This window comes from Flavobacterium soyae, assembly GCF_045348165.1.
GTDB lineage: Bacteria > Bacteroidota > Bacteroidia > Flavobacteriales > Flavobacteriaceae > Flavobacterium > Flavobacterium soyae.
This window is the reverse complement of record NZ_CP150845.1, coordinates 1,794,283-1,818,937: the sequence shown is the minus strand read 5'-3', so window position 1 is coordinate 1,818,937 and position 24,655 is coordinate 1,794,283. Positions and strand designations below refer to the sequence as shown.

General features: G+C 34.7%; 18 protein-coding genes and 2 tRNA genes. 3 read left to right on the top strand and 17 right to left on the bottom strand.

The genetic code is table 11. The annotated features are described in order from the left end of the window. Nucleotides 1–335: 335 nt before the first annotated feature. The 11 genes from queG to AABD74_RS07965 all read right to left on the bottom strand — a co-directional run bounded on the left by queG (nucleotide 336) and on the right by AABD74_RS07965 (nucleotide 15,149). Complete coding sequence (gene queG / locus AABD74_RS08015; RefSeq protein ID WP_406845187.1) at nucleotides 336–1,268, bottom strand: tRNA epoxyqueuosine(34) reductase QueG; 933 nt, start codon at nucleotides 1,266–1,268, stop codon at nucleotides 336–338. After that, nucleotides 1,265–2,611: a cytochrome P450 gene (locus AABD74_RS08010; RefSeq protein ID WP_406845186.1), complete on the bottom strand. Its 1,347-nt coding sequence runs from the start codon at nucleotides 2,609–2,611 to the stop codon at nucleotides 1,265–1,267. Before AABD74_RS08010 ends, queG begins: the two co-directional genes overlap by 4 nt. A gap of 5 nt (nucleotides 2,612–2,616) precedes the next feature. Next, nucleotides 2,617–3,639: a Holliday junction branch migration DNA helicase RuvB gene (ruvB, locus tag AABD74_RS08005; protein WP_232675830.1), complete on the bottom strand. Its 1,023-nt coding sequence runs from the start codon at nucleotides 3,637–3,639 to the stop codon at nucleotides 2,617–2,619. 106 nt (nucleotides 3,640–3,745) lie between these two features. Next, nucleotides 3,746–5,548: a cbb3-type cytochrome c oxidase subunit I gene (locus tag AABD74_RS08000; protein WP_406845185.1), complete on the bottom strand. Its 1,803-nt coding sequence runs from the start codon at nucleotides 5,546–5,548 to the stop codon at nucleotides 3,746–3,748. Between the two features lie 30 nt (nucleotides 5,549–5,578). After that, complete coding sequence (locus AABD74_RS07995) at nucleotides 5,579–6,772, bottom strand: cytochrome c oxidase subunit II (protein WP_406845184.1); 1,194 nt, start codon at nucleotides 6,770–6,772, stop codon at nucleotides 5,579–5,581. Nucleotides 6,773–6,791: 19 nt separating this feature from the next. Further along, the gene (locus AABD74_RS07990; RefSeq protein WP_232675839.1) at nucleotides 6,792–8,189 is read right to left on the bottom strand and encodes a quinol:cytochrome C oxidoreductase; all 1,398 of its coding nucleotides are present in this window, start codon (nucleotides 8,187–8,189) and stop codon (nucleotides 6,792–6,794) included. A gap of 27 nt (nucleotides 8,190–8,216) precedes the next feature. Next, complete coding sequence (locus AABD74_RS07985) at nucleotides 8,217–8,762, bottom strand: cytochrome c (protein ID WP_232675848.1); 546 nt, start codon at nucleotides 8,760–8,762, stop codon at nucleotides 8,217–8,219. Between the two features lie 8 nt (nucleotides 8,763–8,770). Next, complete coding sequence (locus AABD74_RS07980) at nucleotides 8,771–9,295, bottom strand: DUF3341 domain-containing protein (RefSeq protein WP_232675856.1); 525 nt, start codon at nucleotides 9,293–9,295, stop codon at nucleotides 8,771–8,773. Then, nucleotides 9,288–10,688 carry an NrfD/PsrC family molybdoenzyme membrane anchor subunit gene (gene nrfD, locus AABD74_RS07975; RefSeq protein WP_232675863.1) on the bottom strand — a complete coding sequence of 467 codons (1,401 nt, stop codon included), beginning with the start codon at nucleotides 10,686–10,688 and terminating at the stop codon, nucleotides 9,288–9,290. The genes AABD74_RS07980 and nrfD overlap by 8 nt, the downstream gene beginning before the upstream one ends. Before the next feature lie 34 nt (nucleotides 10,689–10,722). Further along, the gene (locus AABD74_RS07970; RefSeq protein WP_406845183.1) at nucleotides 10,723–13,776 is read right to left on the bottom strand and encodes a TAT-variant-translocated molybdopterin oxidoreductase; all 3,054 of its coding nucleotides are present in this window, start codon (nucleotides 13,774–13,776) and stop codon (nucleotides 10,723–10,725) included. Nucleotides 13,777–13,808: 32 nt separating this feature from the next. Beyond that, complete coding sequence (locus tag AABD74_RS07965) at nucleotides 13,809–15,149, bottom strand: c-type cytochrome (RefSeq protein WP_406845182.1); 1,341 nt, start codon at nucleotides 15,147–15,149, stop codon at nucleotides 13,809–13,811. Between the two features lie 219 nt (nucleotides 15,150–15,368). On the opposite strand from AABD74_RS07965, the gene AABD74_RS07960 reads away from it, so the two are divergent. Further along, the gene (locus AABD74_RS07960) at nucleotides 15,369–15,758 is read left to right on the top strand and encodes an SPOR domain-containing protein (protein ID WP_232675879.1); all 390 of its coding nucleotides are present in this window, start codon (nucleotides 15,369–15,371) and stop codon (nucleotides 15,756–15,758) included. A gap of 140 nt (nucleotides 15,759–15,898) precedes the next feature. Here the strand turns inward: AABD74_RS07960 and AABD74_RS07955 are convergent, their stop codons facing one another. The 4 genes from AABD74_RS07955 to rimP all read right to left on the bottom strand — a co-directional run bounded on the left by AABD74_RS07955 (nucleotide 15,899) and on the right by rimP (nucleotide 21,600). After that, nucleotides 15,899–16,690 (bottom strand): acid phosphatase, encoded by a 792-nt coding sequence (locus AABD74_RS07955; RefSeq protein WP_406845181.1) that lies wholly within the window; start codon nucleotides 16,688–16,690, stop codon nucleotides 15,899–15,901. Nucleotides 16,691–16,949: 259 nt separating this feature from the next. Continuing rightward, nucleotides 16,950–19,820 carry a translation initiation factor IF-2 gene (gene infB, locus AABD74_RS07950; protein ID WP_406845180.1) on the bottom strand — a complete coding sequence of 957 codons (2,871 nt, stop codon included), beginning with the start codon at nucleotides 19,818–19,820 and terminating at the stop codon, nucleotides 16,950–16,952. A 51-nt stretch (nucleotides 19,821–19,871) separates the two neighbouring features. After that, on the bottom strand, nucleotides 19,872–21,122 hold the full coding sequence (nusA, locus tag AABD74_RS07945) for a transcription termination factor NusA (protein ID WP_232675907.1): 1,251 nt from the start codon (nucleotides 21,120–21,122) through the stop codon (nucleotides 19,872–19,874). 13 nt (nucleotides 21,123–21,135) lie between these two features. Next, entirely contained in the window at nucleotides 21,136–21,600 is a 465-nt protein-coding gene (rimP, locus tag AABD74_RS07940) for a ribosome assembly cofactor RimP (protein ID WP_232675915.1), read from the bottom strand. A 172-nt stretch (nucleotides 21,601–21,772) separates the two neighbouring features. On the opposite strand from rimP, the gene AABD74_RS07935 reads away from it, so the two are divergent. Next, nucleotides 21,773–22,597, top strand: a complete 825-nt coding sequence (locus tag AABD74_RS07935; RefSeq protein ID WP_406845179.1) for a universal stress protein — start codon at nucleotides 21,773–21,775, stop codon at nucleotides 22,595–22,597. Nucleotides 22,598–22,680: 83 nt separating this feature from the next. Here the strand turns inward: AABD74_RS07935 and AABD74_RS07930 are convergent. Further along, nucleotides 22,681–22,751 (bottom strand) — tRNA-Gln (locus AABD74_RS07930). A 175-nt stretch (nucleotides 22,752–22,926) separates the two neighbouring features. Here AABD74_RS07930 and AABD74_RS07925 point away from each other — a divergent pair. Further along, nucleotides 22,927–24,264, top strand: a complete 1,338-nt coding sequence (locus AABD74_RS07925) for an IS1182 family transposase (protein ID WP_406844377.1) — start codon at nucleotides 22,927–22,929, stop codon at nucleotides 24,262–24,264. A 147-nt stretch (nucleotides 24,265–24,411) separates the two neighbouring features. Here AABD74_RS07925 and AABD74_RS07920 read toward each other — a convergent pair. Next, nucleotides 24,412–24,482, bottom strand: a tRNA-Gln gene (locus AABD74_RS07920). Nucleotides 24,483–24,655: the final 173 nt, after the last annotated feature.

Here is a 24,655-nt window from a genome sequence, read left to right as displayed (position 1 = left end):
GTAGTTTTGGTGCCGCGAAAATATATAAACACCTCAATACTAGCTACATTACTCGACAAACTACCCAGAAAAACGTTGAAATACACATTTTATCGAAGTAAGTTAACCTTGACAGGTAAATAAACATGATAATTTAACAATGAAACAACAGAAAATTCTTAATTTTTTAATAAAAAATTAATATTCAGTAATTTAAGCAACAAATACGCAACATTATCTTACAAATACAGAAAAATCTAATTAATCACAAAACACATAAAATGCTTATTATCAAGTAATTAATATTTGTGTCAAAAAATAGGGAATGTAAAAAAATTGTAATAAAATATTCCTATTTAGACTCTATCAAGAAATTTAATATTTCTCTTGAGCCCATCAAATTTTGTTCTTTTAATCGGTGAATTTTTAAAAACTTTTTGGAAAGTTTCTTCAGTAATCTCTGTCCAGTCTTTTTTAGAAAAAGAAATTAAATCCGGATTTGGGTTAAAAAGGGGCTCAGAATGCGGTTTAGAAAATCGATTCCATGGGCATACATCCTGGCAGGTATCGCAGCCAAACATCCAGTTATCGAATTTTCCCTGCATTTCATTTGGGATATTTTCTTTTAGTTCAATTGTATAATAAGAAATACATTTGCTTCCATCTACAATATAGGGCGCAAGAATTGCCTGAGTGGGACAAGCGTCGATACACGCAGTACATGAACCGCAATGATCTGTTACCGCATGATCGTATTCCAGATCTAAATCGAGAATAAGTTCTGCAATAAAATAAAAAGAACCCACTTTTTGGGTTATTAGATTGCTGTTTTTTCCTATCCATCCCAAACCGCTTTTTGCAGCCCAGGCTTTGTCTAAAACCGGAGCAGAATCAACAAAAGCACGACCTGAAACTTCACCGATATTCTCTTGGATTGAATAAAGAAATTCTTTTAATTTTTCTTTTATAACAAAATGATAATCCTGTCCGTAGGCATATTTCGAAATCTTATAAGCTTCGTCATTTTGAGATTCAGAAGGATAATAATTCAGCAAAAGAGAAACCACACTTTTAGCATCATCAACCAATAAAGTTGGATCTAAACGTTTATCAAAATGGTTTTCCATATAAGCCATTTGGCCATTATGATTATTATTTAACCATTTCTCAAGCCGGGGCGCTTCTTGTTCCAAAAAGCCTGCTTTAGATATGCCGCAAGAAATAAAACCCAATCTTTTGGCTTCTGCTTTTATAAATTTTGAATATGTTTCTTTTGAATTGATACTCATCGTTTAAAAAATGAAACTTGAACGTCAACAGGTTTTAGAGTAATCAGCGGATTAAATTGAATGACATCATTATTAGATCGAATGACGTATTTTTTTACAATTTGAGATATCGTTAAACACATTTCATAAATGGCAAATCCGGTTCCAATACACATTCTTGGTCCGGCACCAAATGGATAAAAATATTGCATCGACTCCTTTTTTTGCTCACCAAGAAATCTTTCCGGAATAAATTCATCCGGATTATTCCAATATTTAGGATTTCGGTGCAATTCATAAAAAGAAACTCCAATTAATGTACCTTTTTTAATTTTGAATTGAGCCAAAGAGTCATCTTCAAGATTTTGTCTGTCGGTAATCCAGGCTGGCGGATATAAACGCATAGATTCATTCAAAACGGCATTAGTATATGTCATTTTTTGAAGTTGTTCTATAATGTTCTCAGTTTGCGACTCAATCTCTATGATTTCATCAAATACTTTTTGCTGCACTTCCAGATTTCTGCCTAAAAGATAAAGTGTAAACGTTAATGCATTTGCGCTTGTTTCATGCCCTGCGATAAACAAAACTTTAATTTCATCGATCAATTGTTCAGTAGACATACTTTCACCAGTATCTTCATATCTGGTTTCTAAAAGCATGTTCAATAAATCATTAACTTCTTCTTTTGAAGCTTTTCTTTCTTCAATGATTTCCTGAATAATTCTATTATTCTCTTCAGCCAGCATGAGATGTTTCTTTACCTGACCACTTAATGAAAACCACCATGCTTTATGCGGAAGCCTAATTTCTTTAATTAAAAAATTCTGAACTTCCTCAATGATAAATTTGATTCGATGAAATTTATTTTCGGCAGTTGAAAGCTGAAATAAAGATTTAGCCACTACATTAAATGCCAGCTGGCTCATTACAGGGAAAAGATCAATAGGTTTATTATCCGTTAAATTATCTAATTCTGAGCTAATCGTTTTATTCATATTAACCACCAGCTGATTCATCTTTTGCTTGTGAAAAGCCGGTTGAATAAGACGTCTTTGCTTCAACCAAAAATCACCATCGCTGGTTAAAAGCCCTTTTCCTAAATATTTAGAAAGGTATACGGATTGAAATTTAGACTTATGATAGTTCTTTTGGTTTTTAACTAAAATATACTGTGCAATTTCATTATCTCTTGACAAGATTATATACTTTGAAGAGCCAATTCTAATAGAAAAAGAGTCCCCGAATTTCTCAAAATACCTTTTGTGGAAAGGAATCGGGTTTTTACGAACACCTTCGGCATCTTTAAAAAATCTTACTATTGATAATTTATTAGGGTAAGTATATTTTATATTATTAGACATAACAATTAGAATAAACCTCCTTGAATATTTGTGTTTATCTTTCCTAAATGTTTATAAGCTTTCTCTGTAACTTCACGTCCACGAGGTGTACGCATAATAAACCCTTCCTGAATTAAAAAAGGTTCGTAAACTTCTTCTATAGTTTCACTGCTTTCAGATACGGCTGTAGCCAAAGTCGAAAGTCCAACCGGACCTCCCTTGAACTTATTGATAATGGTTAATAATATCTTATTGTCCATTTCGTCAAGTCCATGAGCATCCACATTCAATGCTTTTAGTGCATATCTGGCAATTTCAAGATCAATAGTACCATTACCTTTTATCTGTGCAAAATCACGAACTCTTCGTAATAATGCATTTGCAATACGAGGAGTTCCACGGCTTCTTCCTGCTATTTCAATTGCTGCTTCGAGATCAATTGGCATTTTTAATATACCGGCACTTCTCTCCACAATAGTGGTTAAAAGCTCTGTAGAATAATATTGTAAACGAGATGAAATCCCAAAACGAGCTCTCATAGGAGCTGTTAATAATCCAGAACGAGTAGTTGCTCCAATTAATGTAAACGGATTTAAATTGATCTGAACTGTTCTTGCATTTGGACCAGATTCAATCATGATATCAATTTTGAAATCTTCCATTGCAGAATATAAGTATTCTTCCACAATAGGACTCAAACGATGGATCTCGTCTATAAATAAAACATCTCTTTCATCAAGATTAGTTAATAAACCGGCTAAGTCTCCCGGTTTATCCAGAACAGGTCCCGAAGTAATTTTGATACCTACTTCCAGCTCATTTGCAAGAATATTAGCCAAAGTCGTTTTACCAAGCCCAGGAGGTCCATGAAACAAAGCATGATCAAGTGCCTCACCACGCTGATTTGCAGCTGCGACAAAAACTTTTAAGTTCTCTAAAACTTGGTCCTGCCCGGCAAAATCATCAAATGACAGTGGACGCAATCTTTTTTCAAGATCTAATTCTTCTGGGTTATATCCTTTTGTAGTAGGATCTAGGTTCTCATTCATTCTACAAAGATATAGAAACTAATCAGTTTGTAAAACAGTAAATCTGAACGATTAAAACTTTAACTAAACAAAAAAGACCGTCATTTCTGACGGTCTTTTGATATTTCTAGTGGTGTAAAACTTCTTCACCTTCTTTCATTGGTACATTTTGAGGAACAAAATCTACATCATGATTTGGGTTACTATAGTCATATGGCCAACGGTATACATGAGGAATTTTTCCTGGCCAGTTTCCGTGAATATGCTCAACTGGAGTTGTCCACTCTAAAGTTGTAGATTTCCATGGATTTTGAACTGCTTTCTTGCCGTAGAAAATACTACTAAAAAAGTTGTATAAGAATACTAATTGGAACGCCCCACCTACAAGAGCAAATGTTGTAATTAAAACATTCACATTTTGTAAATCATCAAATAATGGGAAGTTAGTATTTGTATAGTAACGTCTTGGTAAACCAGCTAATCCGATAAAGTGCATTGGGAAGAAAACTCCATAAGCACAAACCGCTGTAACCCAGAAGTGAATATAACCTAAGTTTTTGTTTAACATTCTTCCATACATTTTAGGGAACCAGTGGTAAATACCAGCAAACATTCCGTAAAGTGCAGAGATACCCATTACTAAGTGAAAGTGAGCAATTACGAAGTAAGTATCGTGTACGTTAATATCTAAAGTACTATCTCCTAAAATAATTCCAGTTAAACCTCCAGTGATGAAAGTAGAAACCATTCCGATAGAGAATAGCATTGCAGGGTTAAATTGTAAGTTACCTTTCCATAAAGTTGTAATCCAGTTGAAAGCTTTTACAGCAGATGGAATTGCAATCAATAAAGTAGTAAAAGTAAATACAGATCCTAAGAAAGGATTCATACCAGAGATAAACATGTGGTGGCCCCATACAATAGTTGATAAGAATGCAATTGCAAGAACTGACATAATCATCGCTCTGTATCCGAAGATTGGTTTACGAGAGTTCGTAGCCATAATTTCAGAAACAAGACCCATCGCTGGTAAGATTACGATATAAACCTCAGGGTGACCTAAGAACCAGAATAAGTGTTCGAATAATACTGGAGAACCTCCTTGGTAATGTAAAACCTCTCCTGCAATGTAGATATCAGATAAGAAGAATGAAGTACCAAAACTTCTATCAAAAATCAATAATAAAGCAGCTGACAATAATACCGGGAATGAAATAACACCAATAATAGCTGTTACGAAAAAAGTCCAGATTGTAAGTGGAAGCCTAGTCATAGACATTCCTTTAGTTCTCAAGTTAATAACTGTTACAATGTAGTTTAATGACCCCATTAATGAAGATGCAATAAAGATAGCCATTGAAACTAACCATAAAGTCATACCTGCTCCTGATCCTGGGATCGCTTGAGGTAAAGCACTTAATGGAGGATAAATTGTCCAACCTGCAGAAGCTGGTCCAGCTTCAACAAATAAAGAACATAACATTACTACAGCAGATATAAAAAACAACCAGTATGAAATCATATTCATAAATCCAGAAGCCATATCTCGCGCTCCAATTTGAAGTGGAATAAGTAAGTTACTAAAAGTTCCACTTAAACCAGCTGTTAGTACAAAGAATACCATGATGGTACCATGAATTGTAACTAAAGCCAGATAAATATCATTTGCCATAACACCATCAGGTGCAAATTTATCTCCTAATAAAACATTAAATATTTTAAAAGACTCTTCAGGCCACGCTAATTGCATTCTGAAAAGCAAGGACATTGCAATACCAATTACTCCCATAACAATACCAGTAATCAAGTATTGTTTAGCAATCATTTTGTGATCAATACTAAAAATATATTTAGTAATGAACGTGTCTTTATGATGATGTTCGTGCTCGTGATCGTGTCCGTGATCGTGACCGTGCGCTTCTGCTGACATATATGTGTACTTTAAATTTTCTTAATAATATTATTTCATAGCTACTTTAGCTACCGCAGCCTTAACAGTATCGATAACTGCTTTTACAGTATCTTTTACTTTAGCAGCAGTATCTGCAGCGGCACCTTCAACTCCTTCAGCCGGTTTTTCAGCAGCCGCAGCTGCTTTAATATCCTGAGCTAAAGTTGTTTTTTCGCTTAACCATTTTTTATAATCTTCCGGAGTATCTACAACAACTTTCATTTGCATGTTATAATGTGAAGCTCCACAGATTTTATTACATAATAATAAATAATCAAATGTATAAGGATCTAAAGCTGTTCCGCCTTTTGCAACTAACTCTACACTTTTTTCAGCTCTAAGTTTATTGATATTTGCCACCTTTTCAATCATAAATGGCAGCTCTCTGTACTCTGCAGTAGTATAAGTTGGAACAAAAGCAAATTCTGTAACCATTCCAGGCACACAGTTCATCTGCGCTCTAAAGTGAGGCATGTAAGCTGAGTGTAAAACGTCTTGAGAACGCATTTTGAAATGTACTTTTTTACCTTTAGGAATATGTAACTCAGTAACTACAATATCATCTTGAGAGTTTTTATCAGACATATCAACACCTAATGTATTTACACCTTCAATTAAACGTACGTTAGCTTTTCCTAAAACATTATCATTTCCTGCGTATCTAGCTGTCCATTTAAATTGCTGCGCATATAATTCAATCTCGACTACATCTTCATCTTTGTCAACAAACATAATGTTATTCCAAGCATATAATCCATAAAGGATTAAACAAGCTAAAACTACAGATGGAATAATACTCCAGATTGCTTCTAATTTATTGCTATCTGCAAAGAATAATGCTTTTTTATCTTTATGTCCTCTATTTTTAAAAGAGAACCAATATAACAACCCTTGTGTAATAACCTGTACAGTAAAGATTAAAACCCAAGTAATATTCATTAAATTATCTACTAAAAGTCCATGCTCAGAAGCAGGAGTATGAAGCGCCAAATTACCCCATTTTAGTAAGCCATAAATAGTAAATATATAAATGAATGCCAAAAAGCCAAACATAATATATCCCTGAATGTTATTGTCATTATCTGATGCAACTTGAGAATCGTCCGAAGAAGATCCTACTTGAGTAAGATCAAATATCTTGGTCAATTGCCATAATGCAACTGCTAATAAAACTAAAACTATAATTATCAACAAACTTGTCATCTGTTTACTTCTTTAAATATTAATAATGAAAATGTTTACTTTCTTCGATGAAAGGATTTCTTTTTGCAAGCAAAGGTGATTTAGTTAATGCAGTAAATACAACAAATATAAATAATCCTAAGAAGAAAAGAATTGACGCAATTTCAGGAACTCCGATAAACCATTTGTCTCCAACTGTACCAGGCATAATCATATTAAAGAAATCAACATAATGACCTAATAATATTACAACACCCGCCATAACAATAACCCAGCTAAGACGTTTAAAGTCAGTATTGATTAATATTAATAATGGGAAAACAAAGTTCATAACAACTGCACCAAAGAAAGGCAGGTTATATAATTGAATTCTTGTTACAAAATAAGTTACCTCTTCTGGAATATTAGCATACCATATCAACATGAATTGTGAGAACCATAAGTAAGTCCAGAAAACACTAATACCAAACATGAATTTTGCTAAATCGTGAATATGGCTTGTATTTACATACTCTAAATACCCTTTAGATTTTAAATATATTGTAACTAAAGCAATCGTAGTAATTCCACTTACAAAGAAAGAAGCAAAAACATACCATCCAAATAAAGTACTGAACCAATGAGGATCAAATGACATAATCCAGTCCCAAGACATAATTGACTCAGAAACAATAAAGAAAACTAAGAATCCAGCGGATAACTTAAAGTTCTTTTTGTAGTTAAGATCATCATTAGCTTCGTCTTGAGCTAAACAGTTTTTTCTTGAAAAATGACGGTATAAGTTCCATCCTAATAAAAAGATAAAAGCTCTACCAATCCAAAATGGAAAATTTAAATATCCTGATTTTCCTGCAATTATTTCATCATAATCAGCATGAGTAGGATCTGTAACATGCTCACCTAACCATACAAAAATATGATTGAAGTGTAATCCGCATAAAACTAAGATTATGAAAAAGATGATAGAACCAGCAGGTAAATAAGCTGTAATACCCTGCATAACTCTAAATAAAACCGGAGACCAACCTGCCTGAGCAACTTGTTGAATAGCATAAAAAGCTAAAACCCCCATAGAAAGCAGTAAAAAGAAAATACAAGCTACATATAATGCAGACCAAGGCTTATTTTGCAATTGGTGCAATACGTGAGTCAAATGTTCTGTGTGTTCATCAGCAGCACCAACTTTTGCATGCTCTCCTCCTTTGTGTTCTTCATGTGAACCTTCGGCTGCAGCTTCATGATGTCCTGCTTCTTTATGAGAAACCTCTGCAGATTCCGCATGCGCAGCACCATGTTCTCCATGAGCCTCAGCAGCTAGTATTTTTTCAACTTCTTGAATATCTTTAGGTGCACTTAAAAAACCATACCCAATTCCTAATAGTCCAAGAACCATTAAGATGATAGAAAAAGTTTTTAATTTACTTGAAAATGTATACATATCTATTACGATCAGTTTGTTCAACAATTATAATTGGCTTTTTAGTTTTAGAACATAGTCAGCAACTAACCAACGTTCGTGGGCACTTAATTGATTTGCGTGTGAACCCATTGCATTTAAACCATAAGTTTCAACATGAAATATACTTCCTTCAGTAATATTTCTGTCTTTATAGCTAGGTACTCCAAGAAATTTTTCTCTTTCAACCAATTTACCTTTACCATTACCAGTCGCACCATGGCAGCTGATACAATAAATTTCGAAAAGCTCTTTACCTTTTCCAGAATTTTTTTCTTCTTCAGTCAAAGGAGATTTTAAATTAGCTTTTGCTAATTCATAACCTGCAGTCGAATTTTCATACTCATAAGGTTCAAAACCTCTATTAATAGTTCCTTCTACAGGAAGCTGTCCTTCTTTGTCTCCTTTAAATATTTTTGCTTCTGAATACGGCTCATAGGCTACAGACTCATACATATTCGGGAAATACTGATAGTTTGGTGCCGAATTATTGTGGCAAGATGAAACTAAAATAGTTATACCAACTAAAAGTGTTATTTTATATATCCTTTTCATAGCTACAATTAATTCTTTTCAATTACTTTAACTTCAACAGCTCCTGTACCTTCGAAAAAAGAAACAAGTTCTGCTTCATTATCGTTTACAGCAACTTCCATTAAGAAATGGTCATCTGTTGTTCTTACATCAGGATTCTCAGCTTGCTTAAATGGCCATAATCTACTTCTCATATAAAAAGTAATTACCATTAAGTGCGCAGCGAAGAACACAGTCATCTCAAACATAATTGGCACAAAAGAAGGCATATTCTGAATGAAACTAAAACTTGGTTTACCACCAATATCCTGCGGCCAGTCATGAATCATAATATAACTCATCATAAATGTTGCAACAGAAATACCAACACATCCATATAGGAAAGCACAAATTGCTAATCTTGTTGGTGCTAAACCCATGGCTTTATCCAATCCGTGAACTGGGAATGGAGTAAAAACCTCTTCAATATGATGATGAGCAGCTCTGGTTTTCTTTACTGCATTCATCAAAATATCATCGTCATTATAAATGGCGTATATTACTTTATTACTCATGATGTGAATCTTTATTTGCTCTTTCTCTAATGTAATTATCTCCTGTTCCTTTCAAAATTGTTTTTACCTCTGCCTGAGCAATTACAGGGAATGTTCTAGAGTATAATAAAAACAATACAAAGAAGAAACCAATTGTTCCAATAAAAATTCCAATATCAACAAATGTTGGTGAGAACATTGTCCAAGAAGATGGAAGGTAATCTCTATGTAAAGAAGTAACAATAATTACGAATCTTTCAAACCACATTCCGATGTTTACAACGATCGAAATAATAAATGAAAACATGATACTTGTTCTTAATTTTTTAAACCACATAAATTGCGGAGAGAAAACGTTACAAGTCATCATTGACCAATATGCCCACCAGTAAGGTCCGGTAGCTCTGTTTAAGAATGCATATTGTTCATACTCTACACCTGAGTACCAAGCTACGAATAGCTCAGTAATGTAAGCCACACCTACAATCGAACCTGTAATCATGATAATGATGTTCATTAATTCGATATGCTGTAATGTGATATATGCTTCAAGGTTAGAAACTTTTCTCATAACGATCAACAATGTGTTTACCATCGCAAATCCAGAGAATACCGCTCCAGCAACAAAGTAAGGAGGGAAAATTGTTGTATGCCATCCTGGAATTACAGAAGTAGCAAAGTCCATAGATACGATCGTGTGTACAGAAAGTACAAGAGGTGTAGCTAAACCGGCTAATACTAAAGATACTTCTTCAAAACGCTGCCAGTCTTTAGCTCTTCCGCTCCATCCGAAACTTAGGATAGAATAAACTCTTTTATTAAATGGAGTTATAGCTCTATCACGAAGCATTGCAAAGTCAGGTAATAAACCAGTCCACCAGAAAACTAATGATACCGAAAGATACGTTGAGATTGCGAATACGTCCCAAAGCAATGGTGAGTTAAAGTTTACCCATAAAGATCCAAATTGATTTGGAATAGGTAAAACCCAGTATGCTAACCATGGGCGTCCCATGTGAATAATTGGAAATAATCCTGCCTGAACTACTGAGAAAATAGTCATTGCTTCTGCAGAACGGTTAATAGCCATTCTCCAACGCTGACGGAAAAGTAATAGTACTGCAGAAATCAAAGTTCCAGCGTGACCAATACCAACCCACCAAACGAAGTTAGTAATATCCCAAGCCCAACCAACTGTTTTATTTAATCCCCATGTTCCAATTCCGGTAGATATGGTGTAAATTATACAGCCTAACCCCCAAAGGAAGGCTATTAATGCGATTGAAAATACAATCCACCATTGTTTATTTGCAGGCCCTTCAACAGGGGCTGCCACATCTACGGTTACATCGTGATATGATTTATCACCTATAACTAAAGGTTTTCTAATGGGTGCTTCGTAATGAGACGACATAATCCTTTATATTGTTTCTTAATTAATAATTTTTCTAAGTGTTTCTAACTTTAACATGGTAAACCACATTAGGTTTTGTTCCTACATGCTCTAACAAGTGATATGATCTATCATCAGCAGCTAATTTAGCCACTTTACTTTCAGCATCATTAACATCACCAAATATCATTGCTCCAGAAGAACAAGCACTTGAACAAGCTGTTTGGAATTCTCCATCAACAATTGGACGCCCTTCTTTTTTCGCATTTAATATAGTAGCTTGTGTCATTTGAATACACATAGAACATTTTTCCATAACTCCGCGAGAACGTACGTTTACGTCTGGGTTTAATACCATACGACCTAAATCATCATTCATGTGATAATCGAATTCACTGTTTTTGTTATACAAGAACCAGTTGAAACGACGAACTTTATATGGACAGTTGTTAGCACAGTAACGAGTACCAACACATCTGTTGTATGCCATGTGGTTTTGGCCTTGACGACCGTGAGAAGTAGCTGCAACCGGACAAACTGTTTCACAAGGTGCGTGGTTACAATGTTGACACATTACTGGCTGGAATGCTACTTGTGGATTTTCTCCAGCTTTTTCCATTTCATTAAATGTAGATAATGAACTAGATAAACCAGCAATTTTTTCTTTTCTTTCGTTATCACCTTCAAAAGTACTTTCAGAAGAATAGTATCTGTCAATACGCAGCCAGTGCATATCTCGGCTTCTTCTTACCTCTGCTTTACCAACAACTGGTACGTTGTTTTCAGCGTGACAAGCAATAACACATGCTCCACATCCTGTACAAGCATTTAAGTCAATCGAAAGATTAAAATGATGACCAGTAGTACGATCAAATGATTCCCATAAATCAACAGTAGTTGCTTTAACTTCCTGGTGATCTAAAGATACCATTGGTTGTGGGTTCCAATGTTCAGCATTTTCTTTATTAAATACGTCCAGAGTAGTCTCTTTAATGATATCTCCTCTACCCATTAATGTTTTCTGCCCTTGAACACAAGCAAACTCATGCTCTCCATTTGCTTTAGCAATAGAAACAGATTGAACACTATTGAAATTTTTATATAAAGCGTAAGCATTTAAACCTACTTGCATTTCTTCTTTTAAAGCCGCTTTACGACCGTAACCTACAGCTAAACCAACTGTTCCAACAGCTTGACCTGGCTGAACAATTACCGGAACGTTTTCTAATTTAGAACCATCAGCTGTGGTAATAGTAGCATAACTACCATTTAAACCTCCGTTAGCAACAATTTCATTTGATAACCCTAATTTTTTAGCATCTGCATTTGAAACTGTAACATAGTTATCCCAAGAAACTCTTGTAATAGGATCCGGAAACTCTTGCAGCCAAGGGTTGTTTGCATGTTGTCCATCACCCATTCCTGTTTTAGTATACAATACCAATTCAAAGTCTCCCGTAGATTTTGATTTTGTAAGTGCACTTGCAGCACCAGCGAAATCAAACGAACCACCAGCTAAAGCAGTAGAACCAATTACAAAAACACCATCATGTAAAACTTTATTCCAAGAAGAACCAGCAATGATTGCTCCAGAATTAACCTTTAAATAATCATAGAAATTACCCGGTGTTCCGTTCAATGACAATAAAACATCTTGAAATTGTTTTGTATCAAAGATTGGACGAATTGTAGGCTGAGTTAAACTGTAAGTTCCTTTTGTTATTACCACATCACCCCAAGACTCTAAATAATGAGGCGCTGGAGCAGCAATTGTAGTTATAGCAGCAGTTTCATCTTCTTTTAAAGAAAAAGCAACTGATGTTTTAACTTTTTTCAATCCAGAAACAAAAGAAGCAGAATCAGCTAAAGTATAAGCAGGATTAACGCCACTCATAATTAAAGTATGAACACTTCCTGCATTCATATCTTTTAATAATTGTGACACAACAGCATTAGAACCTTTTCTAATTTGTCTGGTTCCTGCAGTACTAAAAGCTTCACTAGCCAATGCCTGATTGATAGCTAAAACTAATAATTGTGCATTTTTATCTTCGATTCCTGATACCAAAATTCCTTTTGTACCAGAAGCTTTTAATTGCTGTGCTGCTTTTACAACTTCTGCTTTAAATTTAGCATCTAAAGCAACCGGAACAGAAGCACCAACAACGATATTATAAATTTGAACTAAAGCTTGTTTTTGATCAGCTGTACTCATAGGTACACGCTTATCAGCAGCAGCTCCAGATAATGTCATATTTGATTCGAACTGAAAGTGACGAGACATTTTTCCGTTTTGAGGAATACGTCCTTTTGCATATCCAGCATCATATCCGCCACCTTGCCAGTCTCCTAAGAAATCAGCACCAACAGATACAATTAATGAAGCTTTTGAAAAGTCATAATCAACCAAAGCTCTCTCTCCATATACAGTTTCGAATGCATCTAATGCATCAGAAGAAGAAACCGCATCATAAACAACATGTTTTGCATTTGGGTTTTTAGCAATAAACTCACCTATTAATTTCTCAGTAGATGGACTTGCTAAAGTATTAGTTAATAATACTACTTGACCTCCTTTTGCTTTTGCATCAGCCAAACTTGATTTAATTTTTAAATCAACAGCTGACCAGCTGCTAGCTTTTCCATCCAATTTAGGTGCTTTCAAACGCATGCTGTCATATAATCCTAAGATAGACGCATGAATTCTTGCATTGGCTGAAAACTTAGCTCCGGAGATAGTATTGTTTTCAATTTTAATTGGACGACCCTCACGAGTTTTTACCAAAAGGTTAGCAAAATCAAAACCATCAAAAACAGTAGTTGCATAATAATCTGCAACCCCAGGAATGATTTGCTCTGGTTGTAATACATAAGGGATAGACTTGTGCACAGGACCTTCACAAGCAGCAAGTGTAACTGCCGCAGTACTAAATCCTACGTACTTTAAAAAGTCACGACGTGAAGTCCCAGATGAAGCTAAAGCATCTGCATTTCCTAAGAATTCATCTGTAGGAATTTCTTCAACAAATTCGTTATTTCTAAGCGCCTCAACAATAGAACTATTTTCTAGTTCTTCAACACTTTTCCAGTATTTTTTGTTTGATGACATTGTATATAAATATTAAAATCTTAATAATTCGATTAATAGTGGCATTTACCGCATTCTAAACCTCCCATTTGCGCTGCAGTTAATTTCTCTACACCGTATTTTTTAGAAAGTTCAGCATGAATTTTATCATAATATGCATTTCCTTCCATCTTAACATCAGTTTTTCTATGGCAGTCAATACACCATCCCATTGTTAATTTAGAGTATTGCTTCATGATTTCAAATTCCTGCACTGGACCGTGACAAGTTTGACATTCAACTCCAGCAACAGAAACGTGTTGTGAGTGGTTGAAATAAACAAAATCAGGAAGATTGTGAATACGAACCCATTTTACAGGCTGTGTTTTTCCGGTATAAACTTGTTTAGTTTTATCCCATCCAACAGCATCGTATAATTTTTGAATCTGAGCATCATAAAATGCTTTGCTGTACTCAGCAGTAGCAGTTGTTTCTGCAACTTCAGAAATATTTTTATGACAGTTCATACAAACATTTAAAGAAGGAATACCAGCAGTTTTACTTACACGTGCAGCTGAGTGACAATATTTACAATTGATCTCGTTATCTCCTGCGTGAATTTTATGCGAATAGTGAATTGGCTGAATTGGTTCATAATTTTGATCAACACCAACCTGCATCAAGTATCCATATACAAAATAACCACTAGCTAAAAGCAAAAATATAGAAGTAACTAATACTAAAAATTGGTTTTTAGCAAACGCTTTCCAAATTGGAATTCTGCCCTCTTTTGGAGCCACTTCAATTCCATTATTACTAGCAACTTTAGTTAATACTTTGTTCACCATAAACAACATAACAACCAAAATAGCCATCACTAAAGCAAGAGCTCCTAAAATAATATTATTAGAAATTCCACCTCCCTCAACATTAGTTCCCGGAGGAGTAGCTGCACCGCCTGCAGCTGCAGCCGGCTCAGCTTTTACTTCAGAAGTATAAGCGATAATATTATCAATATCACCTTCAGATAACTGTGGAAAAGAAGTCATTACTGACTTGTTGTTTTCCTCAAAAAGCTTAACAGCAACAGGATCTCCTGATTTAATCATATCAGAACTGTTGTGTACCCACTTGTAAATCCATGCCATATCGTGCTTAGAAGCAACACCTCTTAAAGCAGGACCAGTTGATTTAGCATCTAATTTGTGACATGCAGCGCAATTTGCATTAAAAAGTTCTTTCCCTTTTACCGGATCACCACCAGCAGATGCCGCAGCAGGAGCCGCAGCAGCTTCAGTCGCCGCAGGAGCAGCAGCAGGATCTTGAGCAAATGAAGTTAGGGAGAAAATCAACGTTAGCGACAAACTAAGTAATAATTTTCTTGAGATCGAATTATGGTTACCCACCTTTTTCATATAGTATAATAATTATCTACTAATTTTTGGTATGATTTTTTCTGTAATAAATCAGACAAAAACTAATACCTTCTTTTAAAACTTGCACAAAAATACGACTTATGAACTATTCTCAAAACCTTAAAATAGTCTTAAATATCAATTTATATCAATTCTAAATAATATTAAAATTTCGCATACAAACTTTAAATAGTATTTTTGCATAAAAACCATCACATTATGAGAATTTTAACCTCTTCAAAAAACGTTTTCTTAACATTCACAATGCTGACATTGGCATATAATATTCATGCTCAAAGCCAAAATTTAACACTAAATCAAGACCCAAAGTTTGAACAATTACTGAACGACAAACGTAAATTTAACACATCAATAAGTACAAACGATTCTTATCGAATTCAAATTTTTAGCGGTAAAAGTGAAGACGCAAAAAAGACCTTGTCTGACTTTAAAAGAGAATACACAAATATTGATGGCACCATAATTTTTAACACTCCAAATTACAAGGTTATTGTAGGGAATTTTAAATCAAGAATAGAAGCAGAACGAAATTTAGCTGACATCAGAAAAAAGTACAAAAGTGTATTTTTACTTAAACCAGGAAAGTAAAAATTACAAACACTTAAATAACAAATAAAGGTAACTCTAACTGAGTTACCTTTATTGTTTTAATACAACTCTATATAAGGCAGCACTATTACACTACCAAATTATTTCTGGAAATATTTTTAACTTAATTTTTATCAATTTTAATTAACGTCCTTCTTATTTCTAACTGCAGCCAGCACTTCAAACATTTCTTCTTTCACCCCCACTAAATCTTCCCGAAAACTCTGGTTGGCAAAAAGACATTCAACAGTTGCTTTTCCCATAATTCTCCCCATCTCTACATCACTATGCCAATGTGCATTACAAACAACACGGCTTTCTCCAAAATCATATCCTCGTTTTAGTATTGCCTCTTTATTATGTGGAAAAATTTCAATTAAAATCAACGACCAGGCACAGCCAACAGCTGCATGACCAGATGGGAATGAACCAACTTTTCTCAATATTTCTTCCTGATCCGGTGTACAGGTTTTTGAACTATTAACAACAAATGGACGTACACGATTATAATAATTCTTTGCTGCATACGTTGACAACCCGGCATCTGTCATTACCCTGCGCATAAGTGTATAAAGTTTAGGCGTATTTTGCTCATCAATCTCAATTTCCAAAACAGCCCCAAAACATTTAGCCGCAATAGGGAATGACAGATCTGCATCGCTGGCAGCTTTCAAAAAACGAACCTTATCATTAGATTCAACTGCCTTTTTTGCATATTCTAAATCAATTTCATAAGCTCGAGAGGCAATCTCCGGCGGCGGCGACAGCAGCTCCAAACTATTCGGCATTTCTTCTTCAGATAAATATCCATACAACAAACCAGGCATAATTGCCCTTAGCTGTTCAACGGTCGTAAATTTAGAAATAACATTATTACGCTTAAAACTTTTACGAACAAGCTTACTAATAATATGAATTATTTTTAATCCCATATCCAACATTCATCTAAACTTCTACATATACCTGTTTTCTCTTAATTTTAATTACAATCAAACCTAAACATCAACAAACCTATTAATATCTAAAACCTTAAAACAAAGAAATAAATAATTCAGGAATCACAACACTCCTGTTTTTCAATATTATGTTTCATATTATAAGATGCAACATATTTTATTATCAAATTCCAAAATATACTAAACAAAAAAATCCCGATTGCTCGGGATTTTTTACAGATTAAAATATACTAAATTATTTCAATTTCTTTTTAATGGCTACTTCATGGTAAGCTTCAATAACATCATTCATTTCGATATCATTAAATCCTTTAATTTGGATACCACAATCGTAACCTTTACTTACTTCCTTAACATCATCTTTGAATCGTTTTAAAGCAACCAAGTCACCTGTATGAACTACAACTCCATCTCTAATAACTCTAATTTTAGAAGTTCTTAAGATTTTACCATCTGTCACCATACAACCAGCGATTGAACCTACTTTAGAAATTTTGAAAATCTCACGGATTTCAGCAGTTCCTAAAACTTCTTCTTTCATTTCAGGAGCTAACATTCCTTCCATCGCATCTTTCAAGTCATCGATTGCTGCGTAGATGATAGAATAGTAACGGATATCGATTTCCTCTTTATCGGCAAGCTGTCTTGCATTTCCGGCAGGACGAACATTAAATCCAATAATAATCGCGTCTGATGCAGAAGCCAGCATAACGTCTGTTTCTGTAATTGCACCAACTCCTTTATGTATAATATTAATTTGAATTTCTTCAGTAGAAAGTTTAGAGAACGAATCTGACAATGCTTCAACAGATCCATCAACGTCTCCTTTAAGTATTACGTTCAATTCCTTAAACTGACCAAGAGCGATACGACGTCCAATTTCGTCAAGTGTAATATGACGCTGCGTACGTACAGATTGTTCACGCATTAATTGAGAACGTTTAGATGCAATTTGTTTTGCTTCTTTTTCGTCTTCAAATACATTAAACTTATCACCCGCTGTTGCAGCTCCATCTAAACCTAAAACAGATACCGGAGTCGAAGGACCAGCTTCTAAAACAATATGTCCTCTTTCATCATGCATCGCCTTAACTTTTCCATGATGTTTTCCTGCCAGCATGTAGTCTCCAACTTTAAGAGTTCCGTGCTGAACTAAAATTGTTGATACATATCCTTTTCCTTTATCTAAGAAAGCTTCAACAACTGTTCCTTGAGCCGCTTTATTTGGATTAGATTTTAAATCTAAAATTTCAGCTTCTAATAAAACTTTTTCTAATAATTCTTTTACTCCTGTTCCAACTTTTGCAGAAATATCATGTGACTGAATTTTTCCACCCCAATCTTCAACAAGTAAATTCATACTAGCCAGACGCTCTTTGATTTTCTCAACATTAGCATTTGGTTTATCAATTTTATTGATTGCAAATATAATTGGCACTCCCGCAGCTTGTGCATGAGAAATAGCTTCTTTTGTTTGCGGCATGATATCATCATCCGCCGCTACTACAATAATAGCAATATCGGTAACCTGAGCTCCACGTGCACGCATCGCGGTAAACGCCTCGTGACCTGGTGTATCTAAGAATGCAATTTTTTGACCATTATCAAGAGTTACTCCGTAAGCCCCAATGTGTTGCGTAATACCTCCAGACTCACCAGCAATAACATTTTCTTTACGGATATAATCCAGTAAAGATGTTTTACCGTGATCGACGTGACCCATTACAGTAACGATAGGCGCTCTGGTTACTAAATCTTCTTCTTTATCTTCAACAACCTCGATTGCTTCTTCGATATCAACAGTAATAAACTCAACTTCGTAACCAAATTCATCAGCAACAATAGTTAATGTTTCAGCATCTAAACGCTGATTCATCGTTACCATGATTCCAAGAGACATACAAGTTCCAATTACTTTAGTAATCGGCACATCCATCATGATTGCAATTTCACCAACTGTAACGAATTCTGTAACTTTAATTGTTTTACTTCCTTCGTCAAGAGCTCTTTGCTCGTCATCAGATTTCTGACGGTGTGTTTCTCTCTTATCTCTTCTGTATTTAGCAGCTTTAGATTTACCTCCTTTACCCTGAAGTTTTTCAAGAGTTTCTCTAATTTGGTTTTTTACCTCTTCCTCAGTAGGTTCAACTTTTGCAACAATTGCCGGACGGTTTCCTTTTACAAAACCTGGTCTTGCACTTCTGTTAGCATTAAAGCCTCCGCCTCCTGTATTTGGAGTAATTTTATTAGGATTTGGTGTTCCCGGCGCATTTCCTGTCGCAGGTTTTGGCGCACCCGGCGTACCAGGTTTAGGAGCGATTCTTTTACGCTTATTTTTATTAGCGTTATTATTGTTTCCTGCTCCCGGAACTCCAGGTTTATTTGGAGTAATTTTCGGTTCTTCCTTCTTTTTCTTAGGCTTGTTAAATTGAGATAAGTCAATTGTCTGCCCAGTAAGAGTAGTTCCTGATAATTTTTGATATTGGGTAGTGATCGTTTCTTCAGCAGTTGCAGGATCAGTTGAAACAATTGGCTCCTGAGCTGTTTTAGAATTCTCAGCTTTTACTTCTTTTTTCTCTATAATAATTGGTTTTTCCACCTTTTTCTCTTCAGATACTACAGGAGCTGCAGGCTCAGATGGTGTAGCTTCTTTTTGAACAGGCTTTTCTGTTTGAGATGGAGCAACAGCTTTAGGCTCTTCAGCTTTAACTGGTTCTTCTGGAGAAACTGCAGGTTTTTTTGGATTTAAATCAATTTTACCAACTTGAACAGGTCCGGTTACAACAGCTCTCGCTTTAATGATTTCTTGTTGTTTCTGACGTTCTTCGTCTTGTCTGCGTTTGTCCTCGATTTCTTTCTCACGTTCAACACGCAATGCTTCTTTTTCTTTTCTTTTCTCTTCTCCTACTTCTTTAGAAGCTTCCTTATTCCCCTTATCGCCCGCAAATTGGCTTTGCAGGATATTAAATTCACTGTCAGAAATTTTAGCATTTGGATTTGCATCAATAGCAATTCCCTTATCTTTTAGATAATCAACAGCTCTTTCTAACGAGATATTTAATTCCCTTAAAACCTTGTTTATTCTTATTACTCTCTCTTCAGACATATAACCTTTTTATTATTACCTTTTTCGTTGTGTTGTTAGAGTTTAGGATAACTAGCTATCAAACTCTTCTTTTAGTATTTTCATAACATCAAGAATTGTTTCCTCTTCTAAGTCTGTTCTTCTTACTAAATCTTCTACTTCTTGTTTTAAGATACTTCTAGCTGTATCTAAACCAATTTTTGCGAATTCTTCGATAACCCAGTCTTCGATTTCATCTGAAAACTCTGTTAATTCAACATCGTCATCGTCTTCGCCATTTGCAGTATCACCTTCTCTGATTACATCTAACTCATAACCCGTTAGCTGACCTGCTAATTTAATATTATGACCTCCTCTACCAATTGCTTTAGAAACTTCTTCTAATTTCAAGAAAACTTCTGCTCTTTTGTTTTCTTCATCAATTTTGATTGAAGAAACTTTTGCAGGGCTCAATGCTCTTGTAATAAACAATTGAATATTGTTTGTATAGTTGATTACATCGATATTTTCGTTTCCTAATTCGCGAACGATACCATGAATACGGGATCCTTTCATACCAACACACGCTCCAACAGGATCAATTCTGTCATCATAAGAATCTACAGCAACTTTTGCTTTTTCTCCCGGAATACGAACTACATTTTTAACTGTAATTAAACCGTCAAATACTTCAGGAATTTCTTGTTCAAATAATTTTTCCAAAAACTTCTCAGAAGTTCTGGACATAATAATTTGTGGTTTATTTCCTTTTAACTCAACGCTTTCAATGATTCCACGAACATTATCTCCTTTACGGAAAAAGTCAGATGGAATTTGTTTTTCTTTTGGAAGTACAATTTCGTTTCCTTCATCGTCAACTAAAATAACAACTCTTGGACGCACGTGGTGTACTTCGGCAGTATAAATATCTCCAATAATATCTTTAAACTGCTTGTAAAGATTTGTATTATCGTGTTCGTGAATTTTAGATATTAAGTTTTGACGCAAAGCCAAAATAGCTCTTCTTCCTAAATCAATCAATTTAACCTCTTCAGAAACCTCTTCACCAATTTCAAAATCCGCCTCGATCATTCTAGCCTCAGTCAAAGTAATTTCTTCGTTTTCAAAATCCAAATCTTCGTCAGCAACGATAACTCTTCTTCTCCAAATCTCCATATCTCCTTTATCAGGATTTATAATGATATCGAAATTATCATCAGAACCGTATTTTTTCTTCAATGCATTTCTAAACACGTCCTCTAAAATTGCCATAAGCGTTACACGATCAATAAGTTTATTATCTTTAAACTCTGAGAATGAATCGATTAATGCTAAATTTTCCATGCGAATTCTTTAATTAAAATGTTACTGTAACAACTGCCTCTTTAATTTCTGTATAAGGTATCTGTTGTTCTTTTTGAACTGTTTCCTTTCCTTTTCCTACTTTTTTCGGTTCTCTTGCCTCCCAAGACAAAATTATAAAAACATCGTTAGCTTCTATCAATTCTGCTTCAATTTTTTCATTATTTGTAGTAACAATCAACGTTCTACCAATATTTTTTTTGTATTGTCTTATCAATTTCAAAGGAGAACCAACTCCAACTGATGCTACTTCAAGCGAAAAATCCTGTTCTTCACGATCCAGATTATTCTCGATTGCACGACTAATATCGATACAATCCTGAAGTGCAACTCCATTATCTCCGTCTAAACCAACACTAATTTTAAAAGAATCTGAAACCGCAAGATCAATCAAAAAGATTGATGGCTTTTCCAGAAGAGCTTCTGTAATTAATTCGTTTACTTTTTCCTTAAATGTCATAATTTTATAAAAAGAGGGGACATTTAGTCCCCTCATTATTTAGATTTTAATAAATAACGGTGCAAATATAGTGATTTTTTTATAAATCAAATAAATAGATTGCTCTAAAAATATTTCTTATCTTTATAGAAGCATTCAAAACATATTATTCAAATAATTTAACCCGAAAATTATGAAACGAATTTTAGTACCTACTGATTTTTCAGAACATGCAGAACACGCCTTAAAAATTGCAGCTCAAATCGCCAAAAAAAACGATTCTGAAATCATTATTTTACATATGCTCGAATTCCCGCATCAAACCAATGATGCAATATTTGGAGGTGTAGGCATTCCCGAAACCATGCTTTTTATGCAAAAAGCAAACGAAACTCTTGACACAATCTCACAAAGTTCTTTCCTGGATGGGATTCAGGTTACAGAAATTGTAAAAATGGACAGGCCAATTCACGGCATCACACAAGTAGGCAAAGATTATAACATTGATTTAATCATTATGGGTTCACACGGCTCTGCCGGAGTTGAAGAATTACTAATTGGTTCAAATACTGAAAAAGTCGTAAGAAATTCTGAAATTCCTGTTTTAGTTATCAAAAAAGACATTTCAGATTTTAACGTCCAGAATATTGTTTTCGCCTCTGATTTTACAGAAGAAACTAAAAAACCATTTGAAAAACTTTTAAACTTTTCAAAATCATTTGATGCAAAAATTCATCTGGTTACAATCTGCACACCAAACAGCTTTAAACCTACACATGTAATCGAAAAAGCAATTAATAATTTTACCAATCATTTCAATCTTACAAATTACGATACACATATTTACAATGACACCAATATTGAAAAAGGAATTATCAATTTCTCTAACAGTATAAATGCCGATGTTATTGGAATGTGTACTCACGGAAGAACTGGTTTTGCACACTTCTTTAATGGAAGCATAAGTGAAGGATTAGTAAATCACGCGGTAAAACCCGTTATTACCCTTAAAATTTAAACCAAAATCCTAATGAAGAAATAATACTTGTTTTTTTTAATTTATTCCATAAAAAAAAGCCTCTCGATTGAGAGGCTTTTATGTTGGTCTACTAGGACTCGAACCTAGAAAGACTGCACCAAAAACAGTTGTGTTACCATTACACCATAGACCAGCAATGCTGTTAAGCGGGTGCAAAATTAAACCTTTATTTAACTTATGCAAATTTTTAAGTCAACTTTTTTGCATAAAAAAAAGAGGCTGTCTCAAAAGTGAGGCAGCTTTTTTTGTGGCATAAAAAAAGGAAAGCTTTCGCTTTCCTAATTCTTGCAATTTGATTAAATTGCGGTGTGTGTGTAGCTTCAAAAGTAGTCTTTAAAGATTACATTCCCAACCAAAATGTGCTTTTTCCTCCGAATTTATCGGAGCTGATTGACATTAAGCACCCTGTAAGAATAGTTTCCAATATCGTTGATGGTCTTGATCTAAAAAGTCTAATCCATAGATACAAGCCTGGTGGCACATCAAGTTACCATCCAAAAATGCTTCTAAAAGTTTTGGTTTACGGCTATTTATGCAATATTTATTCTAGCCGCAAGTTTGAACAAGCCCTTAAAGAAAACATCAATTTTATGTGGCTTAGTGGGATGAGCCAACCCGACCACAATACTATTAATCGCTTTAGAAGCCAACGGTTAAATGGGCAAATCAAAGAAATTTTTACCCAAATTGTTCTTTTGCTAGAAAGGGAAGGCATCGTAAATCTTAAGACTGCCTTTGTTGACGGCACAAAGATTGAAGCCAATGCCAACCGCTACACTTTTGTATGGGGGAAGGCTATTAAAAAGAGTAAAGAACGTATTGAACAACAGCTGGAAGAACTTTGGAATTATGCACAGAGTGTAGCCAAAGAAGAACTCAAAAATACAGAATCTGTTGATTTTAGGGCTATTGATAAAGAAAAAGTAGAAGCTGCAATCAACACGATCAATGCAGTTTTGAAAGAGAAAAAAGTTCCTTCGAAAGTACGCCAGAAGCTCAATTATGCCAAAAAGAACTGGCCAAAGAACCTTGAAAAGTACAAACAGCAAGAAGAAATTCTTCAAAACAGAAACTCGTTCTCCAAGACCGATACCGATGCCACTTTTATGCGCATGAAAGAGGACCATATGCTAAACGGCCAGTTAAAACCGGCTTACAATCTGCAGATCAGTACCAATAAGCAGTTCATTCTGCACTACAGCCTGCATCCGAATCCTACTGACACAAAAACGCTTAGCCCGCATATTGATAGTTTTGAAAAATCATACAAAAAAGTTCCCAAAGAGTTAGTTGCCGATGCTGGCTATGGTTCGCAGGAAAACTACAACTTGTTAAAAGCCAGAAAAATAAAAGCCTTTGTTAAGTACAATTATTTTGACAGAGACTGCAAAACCAAACAGGTGACCGCCTCGCAAAACAATCCTGAATTGGCTCAAATAAGGCAAAAGGCATTTGATTTACTTAAAACAAAACGGGGAGAACAGCTCAGAAAGCAAAGGTGTCATGATGTAGAACCCGTATTTGCCCAGATCAAGCACAATAAAGGATTTAAACGATTTATGCTTCGAGGACAAAACAAGGCCGAGGTAGAAATCGGATTGATTTCTATTGCCCATAATTTACAAAAAATGGCCTTTACAGGATAAAAACAGCTCGTTTTTACCTAAAATCAGCAAGAAATAAAAAATTATCTTGAAAGTGGAATCCGAAAAACCTGAATTAATGTTTTTAGTGGACAATCTTGTTTTTACCAAAAAAAAGAAGCTGTCCTTTTGAGACAGCCTCTTTTAATGTTGGTCTACTAGGACTCGAACCTAGAAAGACTGCACCAAAAACAGTTGTGTTACCATTACACCATAGACCAGCAATGCTGTTAAGCGAGTGCAAATTTAAGGTTTTATTTAGTTTGCACAAACTTTTTAGTCAAAAAAAATGCTTTTTTTCATTTTTTTTCATTTTAAAGCCGCGTACTTTCTTCAAAGCACCTTATACACAACACATTAATCTTTACAGATAGTTTTATAGAATTTTTTGTTA